The sequence below is a fragment of the Streptomyces sp. NPDC085931 genome (genome assembly GCF_044540565.1).
Taxonomy (GTDB): Bacteria; Actinomycetota; Actinomycetes; order Streptomycetales; family Streptomycetaceae; genus Streptomyces.
The window spans coordinates 1-16,133 of sequence record NZ_JBITSK010000005.1 but is presented as its reverse complement, the minus strand read 5'-3'; the positions used below and the strand labels follow the sequence as shown (position 1 = coordinate 16,133).

The window sequence follows — 16,133 nt, the reverse complement described above, 5'->3', positions numbered from 1 at the left end:
TTTCGTTGCCTGTCGCGAAGGAGCCCGCCATGTCGATGATCCGCGACCTGCGTGCCGTCGTCCGTCCGTCCCGCGTGTCGCTGCGCAAGGACAGCGGTCCGTACGACGCCACCCGCAGCCCCGCGGCGACCTCCGCCGTCGTGGACTGCGCCGTCTACCGCCACGGCCGCCGCGTCGAGACCGACGCCCCGCTGAGCCCGCACGAGGCGGTGCGCGTGGCGCGCCGCGACGGGGGCTTCGTGTGGATCGGCCTGCACGAGCCGACGGAGGCCGAATTCGCCGGAATCGCCCGCGAGTTCGGGCTGCACCCGCTGGCCGTGGAGGACGCCGTCCAGGCCCACCAGCGGCCCAAGCTGGAGCGCTACGACGACTCCCTCTTCACGGTCTTCAAGACCATCCACTACGTGGAGCACGACCGGCTCGACGCCAACAGCGAGGTCGTCGAGTCCGGTGAGGTCATGTGCTTCACCGGCCGGGACTTCTTCATCACCGTCCGGCACGGTGGCAAGGGTTCGCTGCGGACCCTGCGGCACCGTCTGCAGGACGACCCCGAGCTGCTGGCCAAGGGCCCCTCGGCCGTGCTGCACGCCATCGCCGACCATGTCGTCGACGGCTACATCGCGGTCGCCGACGCGGTGCAGGACGACATCGACGAGGTGGAGACCGACGTCTTCTCCCCCGGCCGCAAGGGCTCGCCGCGCGGTTCGGACGCCGGCCGGATCTACCAACTCAAGCGCGAGGTGCTGGAGTTCAAGCGGGCCGTGTCCCCGCTGATGCGGCCCATGCAGCTGCTGAGCGAGCGGCCGATGCGGCTGATCGACCCGGACATCCAGAAGTACTTCCGGGACGTCGCCGACCACCTGGCCCGGGTCCAGGAGCAGGTCCTCGGCTTCGACGAGCTGCTCAACTCCATCCTCCAGGCCAACCTCGCCCAGGCCTCGGTGGCGCAGAACGAGGACATGCGGAAGATCACCTCCTGGGCCGCGATCATCGCCGTGCCGACGATGGTGTGCGGGGTGTACGGCATGAACTTCGACCACATGCCGGAGCTGCACTGGCGGTACGGCTACCCGGCGATCATGGGCATCACGGTGGTCATCTGCCTGGGCATCCACCGCACGCTCAAGCGGAACGGCTGGCTGTGAACGGCGTGGCTAGGCTGGCCCCCATGACAAGCGAGCTGCTCGGCCAGGCCCTCGTCGAGGAGGCCACGAAGAAGTCCGGCCTCATCTGGGTCCAGGGCCCCGACGGCCCGGCGCGCGCCCTGTGGCACGTGTGGCACGAGGGCGGGGCGTGCCTGGTCGGCGACGGGCCCGGCGAGCAGCCGCTGCCGGGCCTGGCCGACGGGGCCGAGGCCCGGGTGACGGTCCGCAGCAAGGACAAGGGCGGCCGGCTGGTGACCTGGTCGGCGCGGGTCGTGCAGCTCGCGCCGGGCTCCGAGGCCTGGGCGGCGGCGGTCGGCGAGCTCAAGGGCAAGCGGCTGAACGCGCCCGACGGCGAGGCCGTGACCGACCGCTGGGCCCGCGAGTGCCGGGTGCTGCGCCTGGAGCCGACCGGGGCGACGGCACCGCTGCCGGACGGCTCCCTGGCCGAGCCTCCGCTGCCGTCCCCGGCGCTCACCCGCCGGCCGGCCCCGGCGGGCCTGCCCCGCCTGCTGCTGAAGAAGAAGCGCAGACGCAGCTGAGGGCCCGGGCCGTGCGGAACACGACCTAGGCCGTGTCCGTAAAGTCCCGCCTGCCCCGCGACGCCTGGCACGCACTCTCGCCGCACCGAGCGAAGCCCCAAGTACATCCAGTACGCGGGACTCCGCCCGGCGCGCCGAGAGCACGCACCAGACGCCGCAGAGCCCGCCCTCCGGGCGGACGACGGGACTTTACGGACACGACCTAGGACGCCGGCAGCTGTTGCCCGTAGTCGACCGTCTCGTTCTTCTCCGGCTCCCGGAGGGCGAAGTCCTCGCCCCAGGCGGAGAACGTGAGCGTACCCGCCCCGCCCGCCCGCTCCAGGCGCAGCGGATACGGCTTGCCCTCCAGGGAGACCTCCAGGGTGCCGCCGGAGCCCTTGTCGCCGGTGATGCGGATGGTGCGCACCCCCGCCTGCTCGTCGTGCCCGTCCGTGGCGAGCGCGCCGTGCAGGGTCAGCAGACCGTCGAGGAGGAGAGCCTTGTCCGTGAAACCGCTGAACTTCTTGTACGAGGGGTCGCCCTGCGGCACCTTCACGAACTTTCCGTCCAGCTTGGAGGCGGCCGCCGCGTCCGCCGCGCCCTCGCCCTGGTCGCCGCCGTGACTCCAGAAGTCCGCGCCGGCCTTGACGAAGAGCTCCTCGCCGACGCGCAGCAGCTCGAAGGTCGTGCCCTTGGTGGTGACCGAGCCGTCGCCGCCGTCGTCCTTCAGGCGCATGTCGAGCGCGTAGGTCCGTCCGCCGCTGACGACGCTGCCGTGCACCCGGACCGCGCCGGCGTTCTCGGCGGCCGCGCGGGTCTTGCTCTGGATCTTGGCGGCGGGCAGTCTGCCCACCCCGTTGGTGCCCTCGTTCGGATCTTCCTCCCCGCAGCCCGTGAGCACCGTTCCCGTCACGAGCAGCGCGCACGTCGCGAGGGCGAGTGCGGCTCCGCGGCTACGGCTCTGGCGAATCGGCGTCACAGGTGGGGCTGCCTCTCTGACGAAAGACCTGAACGACGTACCGCAGGGTACCGGGGACGTGCGGGCTGGTCGGAGCCGGTCCGTCCGGACCGCCCGCCGACGCGGTCCCGATGGGGACGGGCTAGCCTGAAGCCCATCCGAGCGGGCAATTCGGAAGAGACAGCTACAAAGACAGGCACGACGTCAGGCAGTCCCACAGGCATCAGGAACCACCCCGTACGCAAAGGAGCCGCGGCCATGGCAGCGGGCGCCCCCCGGATCTTCGTCTCACACCTCTCCGGCATCGCCGTCTTCGACCCCGCCGGCGATCAGGTGGGCCGTGTCCGCGATCTCGTCGTCATGCTGCGGGTGGGCCAGCGTCCCCCGAGGCTGCTCGGTCTCGTCGTCGAACTCGCCACCCGCCGCCGCATCTTCCTGCCCATGACCCGGGTCACGGCCATCCAGTCCGGTCAGGTCATCACCACCGGCGTCCTCAACGTGCGGCGCTTCGAGCAGCGGCCCACCGAGCGGCTGGTCTTCGGGGAGCTGCTGGACCGGCGCGTGACGCTCACCGAGACCGGCGAGGAGGTCACCGTCCTGGACCTGTCGGTGCATCAGCTGCCGGCCCGGCGGGAGTGGGAGATCGACCGGGTCTTCGTCCGCAAGGGCAGGAAGGGCGGCGCGTTCCGGCGGGCCAAGGGCGAGGCGCTGACCGTGGAGTGGACCGCCGTCACCGGTTTCTCCCTGGAGGAGCAGGGGCAGGGCGCGGAGAACCTGCTCGCCACGTTCGAGCAGCTGCGCCCGGCCGACCTGGCCAACGTCCTGCACCACCTCTCCCCCAAGCGCCGCGCCGAGGTCGCCGCCGCCCTGGACGACGACCGGCTGGCCGACGTCCTGGAGGAGCTGCCGGAGGACGACCAGATCGAGATCCTCGGCAAGCTGAAGCAGGAGCGCGCCGCCGACGTCCTGGAGGCCATGGACCCGGACGACGCCGCCGACCTGCTGAGTGAGCTGCCGACGGACGAGCAGGAGCGGCTGCTGAGCCTGATGCAGCCGGGCGACGCGGCCGACATGCGGCGCCTGATGTCCTACGAGGAGCGCACGGCGGGCGGTCTGATGACCACCGAGCCGATCGTGCTGCGCCCCGACGCCACGGTCGCCGACGCCCTGGCGCGCGTGCGCAACCCCGACCTGTCCCCCGCCCTGGCCGCGCAGATCTATGTCTGCCGGCCGCCCGACGAGACCCCGACCGGTAAGTACCTCGGCACGGTCCACTTCCAGCGGCTGCTGCGCGAGCCACCGCCCTCGCTGGTCAGCTCGATCGTGGACAGCGATCTGCAGCCGCTCGACCCGGAGGCGGACCTGCCGGCCATCGCGGGCTTCTTCGCGACGTACGACATGGTCGCGGCGCCCGTGGTCGACGAGGCCGGGTCGCTGCTGGGCGCGGTGACCGTGGACGACGTCCTCGACCACATGCTCCCGGACGACTGGCGGGAGACGGAGTTCCACCTGGACGAGGAGGAGGTGGCCACCGATGGTTCCTGAGCGCGAGAGCCGCGACCGCGCGCCGGCCGGTGCCACGGCCGCCTCCCGGCCGCGCACCGCCCGCCTCGACCAGCCGGGTGTGCCCAGGCGCCGGTTCCTGCCCGAGTACGACCCGGACGCCTTCGGACGGCTGTCGGAACGCATCGCGCGCTTCCTCGGCACCGGGCGGTTCCTGGTCTGGATGACGGCCGCCATCATCCTGTGGGTCGCCTGGAACACCCTCGCCCCGCGCGATCTGCGTTTCGACGAGTACCCGTTCATCTTCCTGACCCTGATGCTGTCGCTCCAGGCCTCCTACGCCGCCCCGCTGATCCTGCTCGCGCAGAACCGGCAGGACGACCGCGACCGGGTCAACCTGGAGCAGGACCGCAAGCAGAACGAGCGGTCGATCGCCGACACCGAGTACCTGACCCGCGAGGTCGCCGCCCTGCGCATCGGCCTGGGCGAGGTCGCCACCCGCGACTGGATCCGCTCCGAGCTGCAGGACATGCTCAAGGAGCTGGAGGAACGGCAGAACGGCCACCGCCACGACACGGTCGTGTTCCCGGCGGAACGGTCGGGGGGACGTGACGCAGACGACCGCTGACGGCCTTTCCTACGGGCCGGTACGGCGCCGTACCATCGTCCTTATGGCTACGGAAGACGCGGTGCGCGAGGCACTGGCGACGGTGAACGACCCCGAGATCAACCGGCCCATCACGGAGCTCGGGATGGTCAAGTCGGTGGAGATCGGCGCGGACGGGGCGGTCGCGGTCACCGTGTACCTGACGGTCTCCGGCTGCCCCATGCGCGACACGATCACGCAGCGCGTGACCGACGCCGTCTCGCGGGTCGAGGGCGTCACCCGCGTCGACGTGACGCTCGACGTCATGAGCGACGAGCAGCGCAAGGAGCTGGCGAGCGCGCTGCGCGGCGGCCAGACCGAGCGCGAGGTCCCCTTCGCCAAGCCGGGCAGCCTCACCCGGGTCTACGCGGTGGCCTCCGGCAAGGGCGGCGTCGGCAAGTCCTCGGTGACGGTCAACCTGGCGGCGGCGATGGCGGCCGACGGGCTGAAGGTCGGTGTCGTGGACGCCGACATCTACGGCCACTCCGTGCCGCGCATGCTGGGCGCCGACGGCCGTCCCACCCAGGTCGAGAACATGATCATGCCGCCGTCGGCGCACGGCGTGAAGGTCATCTCCATCGGCATGTTCACCCCGGGCAACGCCCCGGTGGTCTGGCGCGGCCCGATGCTCCACCGCGCCCTGCAGCAGTTCCTGGCGGACGTGTACTGGGGCGACCTGGACGTCCTGCTGCTGGACCTGCCGCCCGGCACCGGCGACATCGCGATCTCCGTCGCCCAGCTCGTCCCGAACGCCGAGATCCTGGTGGTCACGACGCCTCAGCAGGCGGCGGCCGAGGTCGCCGAGCGCGCGGGCTCCATCGCCGTGCAGACCCACCAGAAGATCGTGGGCGTGGTGGAGAACATGTCCGGCCTGCCCTGCCCGCACTGCGGCGAGATGGTCGACGTGTTCGGCACGGGCGGCGGCCAGCTCGTCGCGGACGGCCTGACCCGCACGACCGGCGCGAACGTCCCGGTCCTCGGCAACATCCCCATCGACGTCCGTCTGCGCGAGGGCGGCGACGAGGGCAAGCCGGTCGTCCTGACGGACCCGGACTCCCCGGCCGGCTCGGCCCTCCGCGTGATCGCCGGCAAGCTCGGCGGCCGCCAGCGGGGCCTGTCGGGCCTGTCCCTGGGCATCACCCCGCGGAACAAGTTCTAGCTCGAAACGCCCCGGGGGCAGCCCCCGCGGGGGCGCGGGGAACTGCGCGAGCCACCAGATCGCACCCGCAGCCGCCCGCGCGGCGCTGCCCCACGGCGAAGGGGCGCCGAAAACCCGGCGCCCCGCAGGCCTCACGCGTACGAGGCGATGTCCTTCACCACGGCGAAGCCGAGCCCGTAGGCACTCATGCCCCTGCCGTACGCCCCGACGTGCACCCCGGCCGCCGTGGATCCGGCGAGCACCCAGCCGAACTCCGACTCCCGGTAGTGGAACGCCGTCGGCACCCCGTCCACGGGAAGCGACAGCGTCGACCAGTCGGGCCCGTCGAGGTCGTCGGCCAGCACCCAGGCCGTCTCGGTCTGCTGCTCCAGCCAGTCGTCCCGCAGTGCGTGGTCCATCTGCCCGGGCCAGGTGAAGGACAGCAGCCCCACACCGGCGAGCCACGCCGCGGACGACACGGACGTGGCCTCCAGCAGCCCCGTGCCGTCGGCGCTGCGCCGTGACGGGTGCGCCGCCACGGTCACCACGACCGCGAACTTCTCCTTGGACTCCTGGTCGCCCCCGGCGGCGTGCTCGTTGCGCACCGTGGGCTCGTCGCCGTGCCCGATCGACCCGTGTTCGACGGCCCCGTCGGCCGTCGTGCCGACCTGCATCAGCCAGCGCGGCCCCGTGAAGGCCTCGTCGAGGCCGTACCACGGGAAGGGCGCGCGCAGGTAGCCGTCGACCGTACGCCGGGCGGAGGGGACCTGCTGTCCGCCCTCCGCGGCCGGCGCCTGCGCGACTGCCCCACTCGTCGTCTCCATGTGCCCGAGCCCTCCTCGCTCTCGTCGGACCGGACGGCCCGCCCCCCTTCGGGCGTACTCGTCCGGTCCGCACAACAACTCGGCAGCATAGCCACACCGCCGCGAGCAGCAGGGAAACCGCCCGGCGCGTGGGCCGCACGGGCGTCTCGTTCAGGCCGTACACAGCCCGACCGGAGTATGAAACGCGTCACGCGCGCCGGGGCGCGGCGCCCCGGCGCGGTCGCTCAGGTGGCGTCCGCGTCGAAGGGCGGACGGTCGTCCCGGTCGGGCGTCTCGGGCTTCTTCGTCATGTCGATACGGCCGCCGGACGCGCCGGCGGACGAGGAGGACGCGTCGGAGTCACGGCCGTGGACGGCGTCGGTGACCTCGGCCATCTCCTTCTTCAGGTCGAAGCCGTTGCGGATCTCCTTGAGCCCCAGGTCCTCGTTGTCCAGCTGCTTGCGGATGAACGTCTTGGGGTTCAGGTCCTCGAACTCGAAGTCCTTGAACTCGGGGCCCAGTTCCTCGCGGATGTCGTTCTTCGCGCTCTCCGAGAACTCACGGATCTTCCGGATCGTGCGGGTCACGTCCTGGATGACCTTGGGGAGCTTGTCCGGACCGAAGACGAGCACGGCAAGGACGATGAGCGTCACCAGCTCGAGCGGTCCTATGTCATTGAACACCTGAAGCTCCTTGCGATGTCCTCGGTCCTCGGCCCTCGGTGGTCGTGCGGGTCTTGCCGTGGTCCGGGCCGGCTCCACGGTACCCGGCGATCCTGTCCGACCGGTACTGTCCCGAGACCTCTGCGTACGGGGAGTGGGAGCGCTTTCCCCGTTGTTCGCCCGATGGGTCCCGTGCGGGACCCGGTGGGACGTCTTCGTACGTGCCGGACCTCATGTGCCTCAGCCGCCGGAGGATCCGAGGACGAGCGAGACGGTCCGCTCCTTGCCGCCCCGCTCCACGGTCAGCTCCAGCCGGTCGCCGGGGCGGTGCGCCCGGGTCTTCACGATGAGTTCCTCGCCCGAGTGGATCCGCCGCCCGTCGACCTCCGTGATGACGTCGCCCGCCTTGATGCCGGCCCGGGCGCCCGGGCCGCCCGCGGTGACCGGCGGGCCGCCCTCGCCGCCCTCCGTGTCCACGCGTGCGCCGTCGCCGGTGAAGTCCATGTCGAGCGTGATGCCGATGACCGGGTGGGTCGCCTTCCCGGTGTTGATCAGCTCCTCGGCGACCCGCTTGCCCTGGTTGATGGGTATGGCGAACCCGAGGCCTATCGATCCCGACTGGCCGCTGTCCGGGTCGGAGCCGCTGTCCGCCGAGCGGATGGCCGAGTTGATGCCGATCACCCGGGCCCTGGAGTCGAGCAGGGGACCGCCGGAGTTGCCGGGGTTGATCGGCGCGTCGGTCTGCAGCGCGTCGACGTACGACACGTCGCTGCCGTCGCCCTTCTCGCCGCCGGCCGTGATGGGCCGCTGCTTGGCGCTGATGATGCCGGAGGTGACGGTGCCGGCCAGGTCGAAGGGCGCGCCGATGGCCACGACCGGGTCGCCGACCTGCACGCTGTCCGAGTTGCCAAGGGGCAGCGGGGTGAGGCCGCTGACGCCCTTCACCTTCACGACGGCCAGGTCGTAGCCGCTGTCCCGGCCGACGAGCTCGGCCTCGGCGGTCTCGCCGCCGTTGAAGGTGACCGTGATCTCGCCGTTGGTTCCGGCGGGCCGGACGACGTGGTTGTTGGTCAGGATGTGGCCGCGGGTGTCGAGCACGAAGCCGGTGCCGGTGCCCTGCTCACCGGAGCCGCTCACATGCAGCGTGACCACGCTGGGCAGGGCCCGGCCGGCGATCCCCGCGACGCTGTCCGCGTCCCGTCCGGCGGCCTCCTTCCCGGCCTGCGGCAACTCCACGGTCCCCACACCGCCGTTGCGCTCCAGGTACGTCCCCACGAGGCCGCCGATGCCGCCGGACACGAGCGCGAGCACGACGGCGCCCAGCACCAGCGTCTTCCTGCCCCGCCCGCGCCGCTGCCCGGAACCCGGGCCCGGCGCCCCGGTCTGCTGCAGGGGCCCGGCCTGCTGCAAGGGCCCTGGCGCCGCCCAGGGGTCATAGCGACGCCAGGGGTCGGGAGCGGGGGCCGGGGCGGCTGCGAGGGCAGGTGCGGGGATCGGGGCGGGCGCGGGGTCGAGGGTGCCTTGGGGCTGCGACGCCTGGGGCTGCGACGCCCGCTCCGGAATCGGCGCCGGGCCGCTGTGGGGCGGCGCGTACGGGGCTGACGCCGGGAGGGCTGACGTGGCGGTGTCTGCCGCCGGAACGGCCGACGCGGCGGCTCCTGGCGCCTGGAAGCCCGGCGACGGCGGCGTCATCGACGCACCGTGCGCGGCCGGAGCCCCCGGCGTGCCGGGCATGGGCATGGCCGGCGCCGGTGCCGCCACGCCGTGGGCCGGTGTCGCCGCCGGATGCTGAACGGGCGGTGCGGGCGCCCAGGGGCCCGGTTCGCCGTAGGGCGGGGTGCTGTAGGGGTCGGGGTCGTGCAGGGGCTTGCGAGCCTCCTGGGCGGGCACGGCAGGCACGGCAGGCCCGGACACCGCGACGGCGGACGAACCGCCCTCGGCCCCCGCACCAGCCGAAGCCGCAACGGCAGACGCATCGCCCTCGGCCCCCGCGCCGGCGGTCGCCGTCTGCGGGGCGTCCCCGGCTCTCTCGTCGGGTGCGCTCCGGTCCGTCGTCGGGGCGTCCGGGCGGCGCAGTTCGTAGTCGCCTGTCTCTTCGTCCCGCCGGGGTTCGGGACGGGCCAGCTCGAAGTCGCCCTCGGTGTCCGCGGAAGCCGCCGGGGTCTGGGCCCGGCCCCGCGCCTCGTCCGCCGCCGGGTCCGCCCCCTCAGGGTCCTGCGGTCGTGGACGGTTCCACCACTTCGCCTTCGTGGGCTTCCCCTCGTTCATGCTCTCCCCACAGCACAGCCGCGGCACGGCTCGTCAGCGGTGGCCGCAGTTCGTCGAATCGGCGCCCCGGCCCACCTCGGCCGCGGACACCACCCCCGGATTCAATCAGGTTCGCGGGCCGGTGCGCAGAGGCCGCTCAGCGGGCCGTGCGCGAGGAGGCGGTGGGCGAGGGGGACGCGGCGGCCTCCGGCAGCGGCACGGCGAGCAGGGGCGCCGTGAGCTCGGGGAGCGCCGACCAGGACGTGAGCACGGCCGGCGGGGCCGCCTGGAGCGGGCGTATCAGGGGGGACATGGCGGCGGCACCGGCCATCACCGGCGCGGTCAGCGCGTGGACGGCGCCGTGCCGGGCGGCGGAGGGCGGCGGTACACCGGGCAGCAGCGGCGCGGACACCTCGGTCGGGGCGACCGGGGTGTGACCGAGCAGGTTCTGCCCGTGCACCTGCCCGAGCAGCGGTCCGGCGCCGCGGCGGCGCTGGGAGTCGGGAGCGGTCGCGGCGCCCGTGCCCTGCGTGCGCATCGGCGTGACGTTGCTGCCCGTGCCCGAGCCGCCCCGGGCCTCCGTGTCGGCCGGGGTGCCCACGGTGACACCGCCCAGCGCGATCGCGGCCAGGGACACCGCCCCGGCGGCCACGAAGGCGAACCGCAGCCGCGAGGAGGAACGGTCCGGGTCGTGCCGGCCGACGTCGTGGATACGGAAGCCCCGGCCGCCCGAGGGCAGACCGCCGCGGCCGGAGGGGACACCGCGCTCACCCGCGGCGAGCCCGCGCCCCGCGGAGGGCGGCAGGGCCGGCAGGTGGGGGTGGGACGGGGCGTAGTCGAACTCGAACCGCTCGCCGCGCTTGGCCGGGAACGCACCGGACGAGCCGAACCGCCCCGGCAGCCCGCCGGGCAGCCCCGGGCCGCCCGGCGGCAGGTCACCGTCCGGGCCGCCGCCGGCGGGCAGTCCCTGCAGGCGGGCCAGGAAGCTCTCGGACGGGGGCGGCGGGGCCGCCTCCGCGAAGACGTTCTTCAGCCGGCGCTGGGCGTCCACCTCCGCCTTGCACTTCGGGCAGGTGGCCACATGCGCCAGTACGCGCTCGCGCGCGTCATGACCGAGCTCGCCGTCCACCAGGGCGGAGAGCCGGTCTCCCAGGTGCTGCTCTGCGAGGTGCCCCTCGGAAGCCTTGGGCCGTGATCCGCTCACGCGCTCGCGCCCCCTCCTCCCAGGGCGGGGACACGGGGCACGAAGGAGCGGCGCTCGGCGCGCGCCTCCGGCGAGCGGTGCGCCAGGGCCTTGCGCAGCTGGGAGCGGCCGCGGTGGATCCGCGAGCGGACCGTGCCGAGCTTGACGCCGAGGGTCGCGGCGATCTCCTCGTACGACAGTCCTTCGATGTCGCACAGGACGACCGCGGCGCGGAACTCGGGGGCGAGGGTGTCGAGGGCCTGCTGGACGTCCGCGTCGAAGTGCGCGTCGTTGAAGACCTGCTGGGGGGAGGGTTCCTTGCTGGGCAGCCGCTCGGCCGCGTCCTCCCCGAGCGCGTCGAAGCGGATGCGCTGCTTGCGGCGGACCATGTCCAGGAACAGGTTCGTGGTGATGCGGTGCAGCCAGCCCTCGAAGGTGCCCGGCGTGTACGTCGACAGGGAGCGGAAGACGCGGACGAAGACCTCCTGCGTGAGGTCCTCCGCGTCGTGCTGGTTACCGGTGAGGCGGTAGGCGAGCCGGTAGACCCGGCCGCTGTGCGTGCTGACGATCTCCTCCCACGTGGGCGGAGTCCACGCCTGCCCGTCCGCGTCGGTGGTGAAGGTCGCGGTCTGGGCGGAGCCAGCGGCGTGGCTGTGGTCAGCGGTGTCGTTCACGGATGTCGGCATGCCCGCCGATCCGAGGAAGCGCCGGAACACTCCCCCGCGATCCACAGGTGCAGCCGCACCTCCCCTGTCAGCTCTGGTGGTGTCCAGTGGAGCCCCTACCATAGCCACCTCGCCCGTTAGGACCGGATAAGCGGTTTTACGAGAATTTGATCTGGGCTGATACGCCTCGTACTGCTGCGTCGGCACTTGCTCGGCGTCCCGATCCACTGCCTGCCCCCCGTCCCGGCCCCCGCCTCTCGCTTGTCCCTTTAAACGACCGGTCCCATCTGCGGGTTCCCGAGCCCAACGGATACAGTCACGCCCAGGCATCCACGGGGACAGGAGAGGGTCATTACCGGCAACCGGCAGACGAGCTGGGCGTTCGCCGACGCCTATGTCGCCGAGGACGAAGCGCTGCACTGGGCCCGTGACCGGGCCCGCGAGGCAGGGCTGCGCTCGGTGTCGCCCGGCACGGGCGCCGCGCTGCGGTTGCTGGCCGCGTCCGTCGACGCGAAGGCCGTCGCCGAGATCGGCACCGGCTGCGGTGTCTCCGGGATCCACCTGCTGCACGGCATGCGGCCCGACGGTGTCCTGACGACCGTGGACCCCGAGCCGGAGCACCAGCAGTTCGCCCGCCAGGCCTTCCGCGCCTCCGGCTTCGCCAGCAACCGGGCGCGCTTCATTCCGGGCCGCGCCCTGGACGTGCTGCCCCGCCTCGCGGACGCCGGCTACGACCTGGTGTTCTGCGACGGCGACCGGCTGGAGGTCATGGACTATCTCGCTGAATCGTTGCGTCTGCTGCGGCCCGGCGGGCTCGTCGTCTTCGAGGGCGCCTTCGCCAACGGCCGCACGGTGGATTCCGGTCCGCAGCCCACCGAGGTGCTGCGGCTGCGGGAACTGCTGCGTGCGGTGCGCGAGAGCCAGGAGCTGGTGACGTCCCTGCTGCCGGTGGGCGACGGTCTGCTGTGCGCGGTGAAACGCTAGCCGGTCGCGACGTCAGCCCCGCGCGAGCCGGGGCAGGCGAAGGTCATCGGTGGGAAAACAGCCGCCCCGGCACCTCATGTGATGCCGGGGCAGCTGAAAGGGTATGGTCGCTTGCGCGTCAGCCGACGACCTTCTTGAGGGCATCGCCCAGGGCGTCGGCCTCGTCCGGGGTCAGCTCGACGACGAGTCGACCGCCGCCTTCGAGCGGAACGCGCATGACGATGCCCCGCCCCTCCTTGGTCACCTCGAGCGGGCCATCACCCGTCCGCGGCTTCATGGCCGCCATGCTCGTACCCCTTCCTGAAACCCAGCTCAGTCAAAGCCGACGGCCCTAGAAGGGCACACGTGCGGTTCCTTGTGGCAGGACACGCGACACCGGCATCGAACACATTGCTTCCCAGCCATTATCCCGCATCTCAGGACCCGATGACCAACATCAGTCGGCATCGCTTGGGCAACGCACGCGAGCAAAACCACTCAATTCGGCGATGAGGCTGCGATACTCCGCCCCCGTACACACGTCCGGCGAACGGATCCGGACGGGAATTCTTTGACGCAGGTCACACGTCCGCTCCGGTCCGGCGCCGGCGATCTCCGTCATGCTGTCCTGCAGACGGGGCGTACCGGCCGGTACGCCCCGGGCGGCGACACGGAGGGGATACGCCATGGCCGACACCGTGCTCTACGAGGTGAGCGACGGACTCGCGACGATCACGCTGAACCGCCCGGAGGCGATGAACGCGCTGAACGTGGCGGCCAAGGTCGCCCTGCGGGAGGCGGTCGAGTCCGCGGCGGGCGACCCCGCGGTGCGGGCGGTGCTGCTGACCGCCGCCGGTGACCGGGCGTTCTGCGTCGGGCAGGACCTCAAGGAGCACATCGGGCTGCTGGTGCAGGACCGTGAGTCCGGTTCGGGGCAGACGATGAGCACGGTGCGCGAGCACTACAACCCGATCGTGCGGGCGCTGGCCGGGGCGGCGAAGCCGGTCGTCGCCGCGGTGAACGGGGTCGCGGCCGGGGCGGGCTTCGGGTTCGCGCTCGCGGCGGACTACCGGATCGTGGCGGACACGGCGGCCTTCAACACGTCGTTCGCGGGGGTCGCCCTCACCGCGGACTCGGGGATCTCCTGGACGCTGCCGCGGGTGGTCGGACCGGGGCGCGCCGCCGACCTGCTGCTCTTCCCGCGCAACATCAGCGCGCAGGAGGCGTACGAGCTGGGTGTGGCGAACCGGCTGGTGCCGGCCGGGGAGCTGCGCGCGGAGGCCGAGAAGGTGGCGCGTGCGCTGGCCGAGGGGCCGACGGTGGCGTACGCGGCGTTGAAGGAGTCGGTGGCCTTCGGGCTGACGCACTCGCTGGAGGAGACGCTGGAAAAGGAGGACGAACTGCAGACGCGGGCCGGGTCCTCCGAGGACCACGCGATCGCGGTGCAGGCCTTCGTCCGCAAGGAGAAGCCGAAGTACCTGGGCCGGTGAGCCCGGGGGCGGCCGCGCCACCGGGGGCCGCGGGTGCCGGGTGGGCGCCGCGGCCCCGTCTACCGGGCGTTCCTCGCCAGGCACGCCTCCAGGTGATCGTCGACCAGGCCGCACGCCTGCATCAGGGCGTACGCCGTCGTCGGGCCGACGAAGCGGAGGCCGCGCTTCTTGAGGGCCTTGGACAGGGCCGTCGACTCCGGGGTGACCGGCGGGACGTCCGCGAGGGTCTTCGGGGCCGGGCGGCCGCCCGGGTCCGGGGCGTGGGACCAGATCAGGGCGTCCAGGTCGCCCGGGGACCAGTCGGCGAGCACGCGCGCGTTGGCGAGGGTCGCGTCGATCTTGGCGCGGTTGCGGATGATGCCCGCGTCGGCCAGGAGCCGCTCGCGGTCCGCGTCGGTGAAGGAGGCCACCGCCGCGATCTTGAAGTCGGCGAAGGCGGCCCGGAAGCCCGGCCGGCGGCGCAGGATCGTGATCCAGGACAGGCCGGACTGGAAGGCCTCCAGGCTGAGCCGCTCGAACAGCGCGTCGTCGCCGTGGACCACACGGCCCCACTCCTCGTCGTGGTACGCCACGTACTCGGGGGCGGACAGGGCCCAGGGGCAGCGCAGCCGGCCGTCCGGGCCCGCCAGGGCGGCGCCGTCGCTCACGGGCGGTCCTCCTGCCGCGGGGCGGGCTTGTCCGTGGACACCCGCTGCCCGCCCGACGGGGGCAGCGGGCCGTGGGACGACGCCGCGCGGGCGCCCGCCAGGGCCGACTCCAGGTCGGCGATCCGGGCGTCGCGTTCGGCGAGCTCGGCGCCCAGGCGGCTGAGGGCGTCGTCGACGTCGGCCATGCGGTAGCCGCGGGCGGCGAGCGGAAAGCGGAGGTCCTCCACGTCGGCGCGGCTGACCGGGCGGTCCGGGGGCAGCGGGTCCCGCAGTCGCTCGGGGGCGGCTTCGGGCAGCGGGCCGTTGTCACCGCCGCCCACCACCGCGAGGGTCACCGCGCCGACCACGACGGCGAGCGCGACGACCAGGAACAGGAACATAACCATCGCGGGGCCCCCACGGACGGACGGATCGGAGTGGCGTAGTGCTCCGAGTCGGATGTTGTCAGGCTCCGATCGTGCCATGCGACCACGACGGTTAGGGTCGCAGGCGGCGGAAGACGGGTCGTACCAGGAAAGGTCACAGCGGATGCTCAGGCTGGGCAAGCGGGAATTCGGGCCGCACGAACCGGTGATCATGGCGATCGTGAACCGGACCCCGGACTCCTTCTACGACCAGGGCGCCACCTTCCGCGACGAGCCGGCCCTGGCGCGCGTGGAGCGGGCGGTGGCCGAGGGGGCCGCGATCATCGACATCGGCGGGGTCAAGGCCGGGCCGGGCGAGGAGGTCACGGCCGAGGAGGAGGCCCGGCGCACGGTCGGGTTCGTGGCGGAGGTGCGGCGCCGGTTCCCGGACGTGATCATCAGCGTGGACACCTGGCGGGCCGAGGTCGGCGAGGCCGTGTGCGAGGCGGGGGCGGACCTGCTGAACGACGCGTGGGGCGGGGTCGACCCGGGGCTCGCGGAGGTCGCCGCGCGCCACGGGGCCGGGCTGGTGTGCACCCACGCCGGGGGCGCGCAGCCGCGGACCCGGCCGCACCGGGTCGCGTACGACGACGTCATGGCCGACATCCTGGACGTGACGGTCGGGCTGGCCGAGCGGGCGCTGGCCCTGGGCGTCCCGCGCGAGTCGATCATGATCGACCCCGGGCACGACTTCGGGAAGAACACCCGCCACAGTCTGGAGGCGACGCGGCGGCTGGACGAGATGGTCGCCACGGGGTGGCCGGTGCTGGTGTCGCTGTCCAACAAGGACTTCGTCGGGGAGACGCTGGACCGGCCCGTGAAGGAGCGGCTGGTGGGGACGCTGGCGACGACGGCCGTGTCCGCGTGGCTCGGGGCGCAGGTGTACCGGGTGCACGAGGTCGCCGAGACGCGGCAGGTGCTGGAGATGGTGGCGGCGATCGCGGGGCGTCGGGATCCTGCCGTCGCCCGGCGGGGGTTGGCCTAGGGCGTCGGACGGACAGGCCCTGGCCCTGGTACCAGGGGGCTGCGCCCCCTGGCCCACCGGCCTGTGGCCCTTCGCCGGCTCCTAGGCCGTGTCTGATAATTGATCTTGTGGTGGGTCGTGGTGAGCTGACGGATGCGGCGTGGGAGCGGATAGCGCCGCTGTTGCCGGGTGTTGAC

At 72.8% G+C, this 16,133-nt stretch carries 17 protein-coding genes; 8 read left to right on the top strand and 9 right to left on the bottom strand.

All coding sequences use genetic code 11. From position 1 onward, the window contains the following. The first annotated feature begins 29 nt into the window (after positions 1-29). Both ACIGAN_RS11280 and ACIGAN_RS11275 read left to right on the top strand, forming a co-directional pair. On the top strand, positions 30-1,145 hold the full coding sequence (locus tag ACIGAN_RS11280; RefSeq protein WP_365094696.1) for a magnesium and cobalt transport protein CorA: 1,116 nt from the start codon (positions 30-32) through the stop codon (positions 1,143-1,145). A 23-nt stretch (positions 1,146-1,168) separates the two neighbouring features. Further along, positions 1,169-1,684: a hypothetical protein gene (locus ACIGAN_RS11275; protein WP_399856838.1), complete on the top strand. Its 516-nt coding sequence runs from the start codon at positions 1,169-1,171 to the stop codon at positions 1,682-1,684. 202 nt (positions 1,685-1,886) lie between these two features. Here the strand turns inward: ACIGAN_RS11275 and ACIGAN_RS11270 are convergent, their stop codons facing one another. Then, positions 1,887-2,642: a hypothetical protein gene (locus ACIGAN_RS11270; RefSeq protein ID WP_399856836.1), complete on the bottom strand. Its 756-nt coding sequence runs from the start codon at positions 2,640-2,642 to the stop codon at positions 1,887-1,889. A gap of 237 nt (positions 2,643-2,879) precedes the next feature. Here ACIGAN_RS11270 and ACIGAN_RS11265 point away from each other — a divergent pair, with 237 nt between their 5' ends. Genes ACIGAN_RS11265 through ACIGAN_RS11255 form a run of 3 tightly spaced genes read left to right on the top strand, consistent with a single transcriptional unit; the run spans position 2,880 to position 5,929 of the window. Further along, positions 2,880-4,166 carry a magnesium transporter MgtE N-terminal domain-containing protein gene (locus tag ACIGAN_RS11265; protein ID WP_365738880.1) on the top strand — a complete coding sequence of 429 codons (1,287 nt, stop codon included), beginning with the start codon at positions 2,880-2,882 and terminating at the stop codon, positions 4,164-4,166. After that, the gene (locus ACIGAN_RS11260; protein WP_399856834.1) at positions 4,156-4,752 is read left to right on the top strand and encodes a DUF1003 domain-containing protein; all 597 of its coding nucleotides are present in this window, start codon (positions 4,156-4,158) and stop codon (positions 4,750-4,752) included. Before ACIGAN_RS11265 ends, ACIGAN_RS11260 begins: the two co-directional genes overlap by 11 nt. A 43-nt stretch (positions 4,753-4,795) precedes the next feature. Next, positions 4,796-5,929 carry an Mrp/NBP35 family ATP-binding protein gene (locus ACIGAN_RS11255; protein ID WP_399856832.1) on the top strand — a complete coding sequence of 378 codons (1,134 nt, stop codon included), beginning with the start codon at positions 4,796-4,798 and terminating at the stop codon, positions 5,927-5,929. Positions 5,930-6,060: 131 nt separating this feature from the next. Here ACIGAN_RS11255 and ACIGAN_RS11250 read toward each other — a convergent pair whose 3' ends face one another. The 5 genes from ACIGAN_RS11250 to sigE all read right to left on the bottom strand — a co-directional run bounded on the left by ACIGAN_RS11250 (position 6,061) and on the right by sigE (position 11,519). After that, entirely contained in the window at positions 6,061-6,732 is a 672-nt protein-coding gene (locus ACIGAN_RS11250) for a hypothetical protein (RefSeq protein WP_365094679.1), read from the bottom strand. A gap of 224 nt (positions 6,733-6,956) precedes the next feature. Beyond that, the gene (locus tag ACIGAN_RS11245) at positions 6,957-7,394 is read right to left on the bottom strand and encodes a sec-independent translocase (protein ID WP_365738886.1); all 438 of its coding nucleotides are present in this window, start codon (positions 7,392-7,394) and stop codon (positions 6,957-6,959) included. Positions 7,395-7,613: 219 nt separating this feature from the next. Further along, entirely contained in the window at positions 7,614-9,641 is a 2,028-nt protein-coding gene (locus ACIGAN_RS11240) for a S1C family serine protease (protein ID WP_399856829.1), read from the bottom strand. A 136-nt stretch (positions 9,642-9,777) separates the two neighbouring features. Continuing rightward, positions 9,778-10,824, bottom strand: coding sequence for an anti-sigma factor family protein (locus ACIGAN_RS11235; RefSeq protein WP_399856827.1), 1,047 nt, complete (start codon positions 10,822-10,824; stop codon positions 9,778-9,780). After that, positions 10,821-11,519 carry an RNA polymerase sigma factor SigE gene (sigE, locus tag ACIGAN_RS11230; RefSeq protein WP_365094733.1) on the bottom strand — a complete coding sequence of 233 codons (699 nt, stop codon included), beginning with the start codon at positions 11,517-11,519 and terminating at the stop codon, positions 10,821-10,823. The genes ACIGAN_RS11235 and sigE overlap by 4 nt, the downstream gene beginning before the upstream one ends. A 234-nt stretch (positions 11,520-11,753) precedes the next feature. Between sigE and ACIGAN_RS11225 the strand changes: the two genes are divergently transcribed. Then, a complete protein-coding gene (locus tag ACIGAN_RS11225) occupies positions 11,754-12,452 on the top strand; it encodes an O-methyltransferase (RefSeq protein WP_365094731.1) in 699 nt (232 codons plus the stop codon). A gap of 118 nt (positions 12,453-12,570) precedes the next feature. Here the strand turns inward: ACIGAN_RS11225 and ACIGAN_RS11220 are convergent, their stop codons facing one another. Then, positions 12,571-12,738 (bottom strand): DUF3117 domain-containing protein, encoded by a 168-nt coding sequence (locus ACIGAN_RS11220; protein WP_003966491.1) that lies wholly within the window; start codon positions 12,736-12,738, stop codon positions 12,571-12,573. A gap of 379 nt (positions 12,739-13,117) precedes the next feature. Here ACIGAN_RS11220 and ACIGAN_RS11215 point away from each other — a divergent pair, with 379 nt between their 5' ends. After that, on the top strand, positions 13,118-13,921 hold the full coding sequence (locus ACIGAN_RS11215; protein ID WP_399856825.1) for a 2-cyclohexenylcarbonyl CoA isomerase: 804 nt from the start codon (positions 13,118-13,120) through the stop codon (positions 13,919-13,921). Positions 13,922-13,980: 59 nt separating this feature from the next. Here the strand turns inward: ACIGAN_RS11215 and ACIGAN_RS11210 are convergent, their stop codons facing one another. Together ACIGAN_RS11210 and ACIGAN_RS11205 are read right to left on the bottom strand one after the other, a co-directional pair. Next, positions 13,981-14,568 carry a DNA-3-methyladenine glycosylase I gene (locus ACIGAN_RS11210; protein ID WP_399856823.1) on the bottom strand — a complete coding sequence of 196 codons (588 nt, stop codon included), beginning with the start codon at positions 14,566-14,568 and terminating at the stop codon, positions 13,981-13,983. Further along, positions 14,565-14,954 (bottom strand): DivIVA domain-containing protein, encoded by a 390-nt coding sequence (locus ACIGAN_RS11205; protein ID WP_399856821.1) that lies wholly within the window; start codon positions 14,952-14,954, stop codon positions 14,565-14,567. The genes ACIGAN_RS11210 and ACIGAN_RS11205 overlap by 4 nt, the downstream gene beginning before the upstream one ends. A 142-nt stretch (positions 14,955-15,096) precedes the next feature. Between ACIGAN_RS11205 and folP the strand changes: the two genes are divergently transcribed. After that, complete coding sequence (gene folP, locus ACIGAN_RS11200) at positions 15,097-15,957, top strand: dihydropteroate synthase (protein ID WP_399856819.1); 861 nt, start codon at positions 15,097-15,099, stop codon at positions 15,955-15,957. Positions 15,958-16,133: the final 176 nt, after the last annotated feature.

Excerpts from the sequence above, each read along its gene's own strand:
- ACIGAN_RS11280 (WP_365094696.1), top strand. The coding sequence starts at position 30 with ATGTCGATGATCCGCGACCTGCGTGCCGTCGTCCGTCCGTCCCGCGTG.
- ACIGAN_RS11275 (WP_399856838.1), top strand. The coding sequence starts at position 1,169 with ATGACAAGCGAGCTGCTCGGCCAGGCCCTCGTCGAGGAGGCCACGAAG.
- ACIGAN_RS11265 (WP_365738880.1), top strand. The coding sequence starts at position 2,880 with ATGGCAGCGGGCGCCCCCCGGATCTTCGTCTCACACCTCTCCGGCATC.
- ACIGAN_RS11260 (WP_399856834.1), top strand. The coding sequence starts at position 4,156 with ATGGTTCCTGAGCGCGAGAGCCGCGACCGCGCGCCGGCCGGTGCCACG.
- ACIGAN_RS11255 (WP_399856832.1), top strand. The coding sequence starts at position 4,796 with ATGGCTACGGAAGACGCGGTGCGCGAGGCACTGGCGACGGTGAACGAC.
- ACIGAN_RS11250 (WP_365094679.1), bottom strand. The coding sequence starts at position 6,732 with ATGGAGACGACGAGTGGGGCAGTCGCGCAGGCGCCGGCCGCGGAGGGC.
- ACIGAN_RS11240 (WP_399856829.1), bottom strand. The coding sequence starts at position 9,641 with ATGAACGAGGGGAAGCCCACGAAGGCGAAGTGGTGGAACCGTCCACGA.
- ACIGAN_RS11220 (WP_003966491.1), bottom strand. The coding sequence starts at position 12,738 with ATGGCGGCCATGAAGCCGCGGACGGGTGATGGCCCGCTCGAGGTGACC.
- ACIGAN_RS11215 (WP_399856825.1), top strand. The coding sequence starts at position 13,118 with ATGGCCGACACCGTGCTCTACGAGGTGAGCGACGGACTCGCGACGATC.
- ACIGAN_RS11205 (WP_399856821.1), bottom strand. The coding sequence starts at position 14,954 with ATGGTTATGTTCCTGTTCCTGGTCGTCGCGCTCGCCGTCGTGGTCGGC.
- folP (WP_399856819.1), top strand. The coding sequence starts at position 15,097 with ATGCTCAGGCTGGGCAAGCGGGAATTCGGGCCGCACGAACCGGTGATC.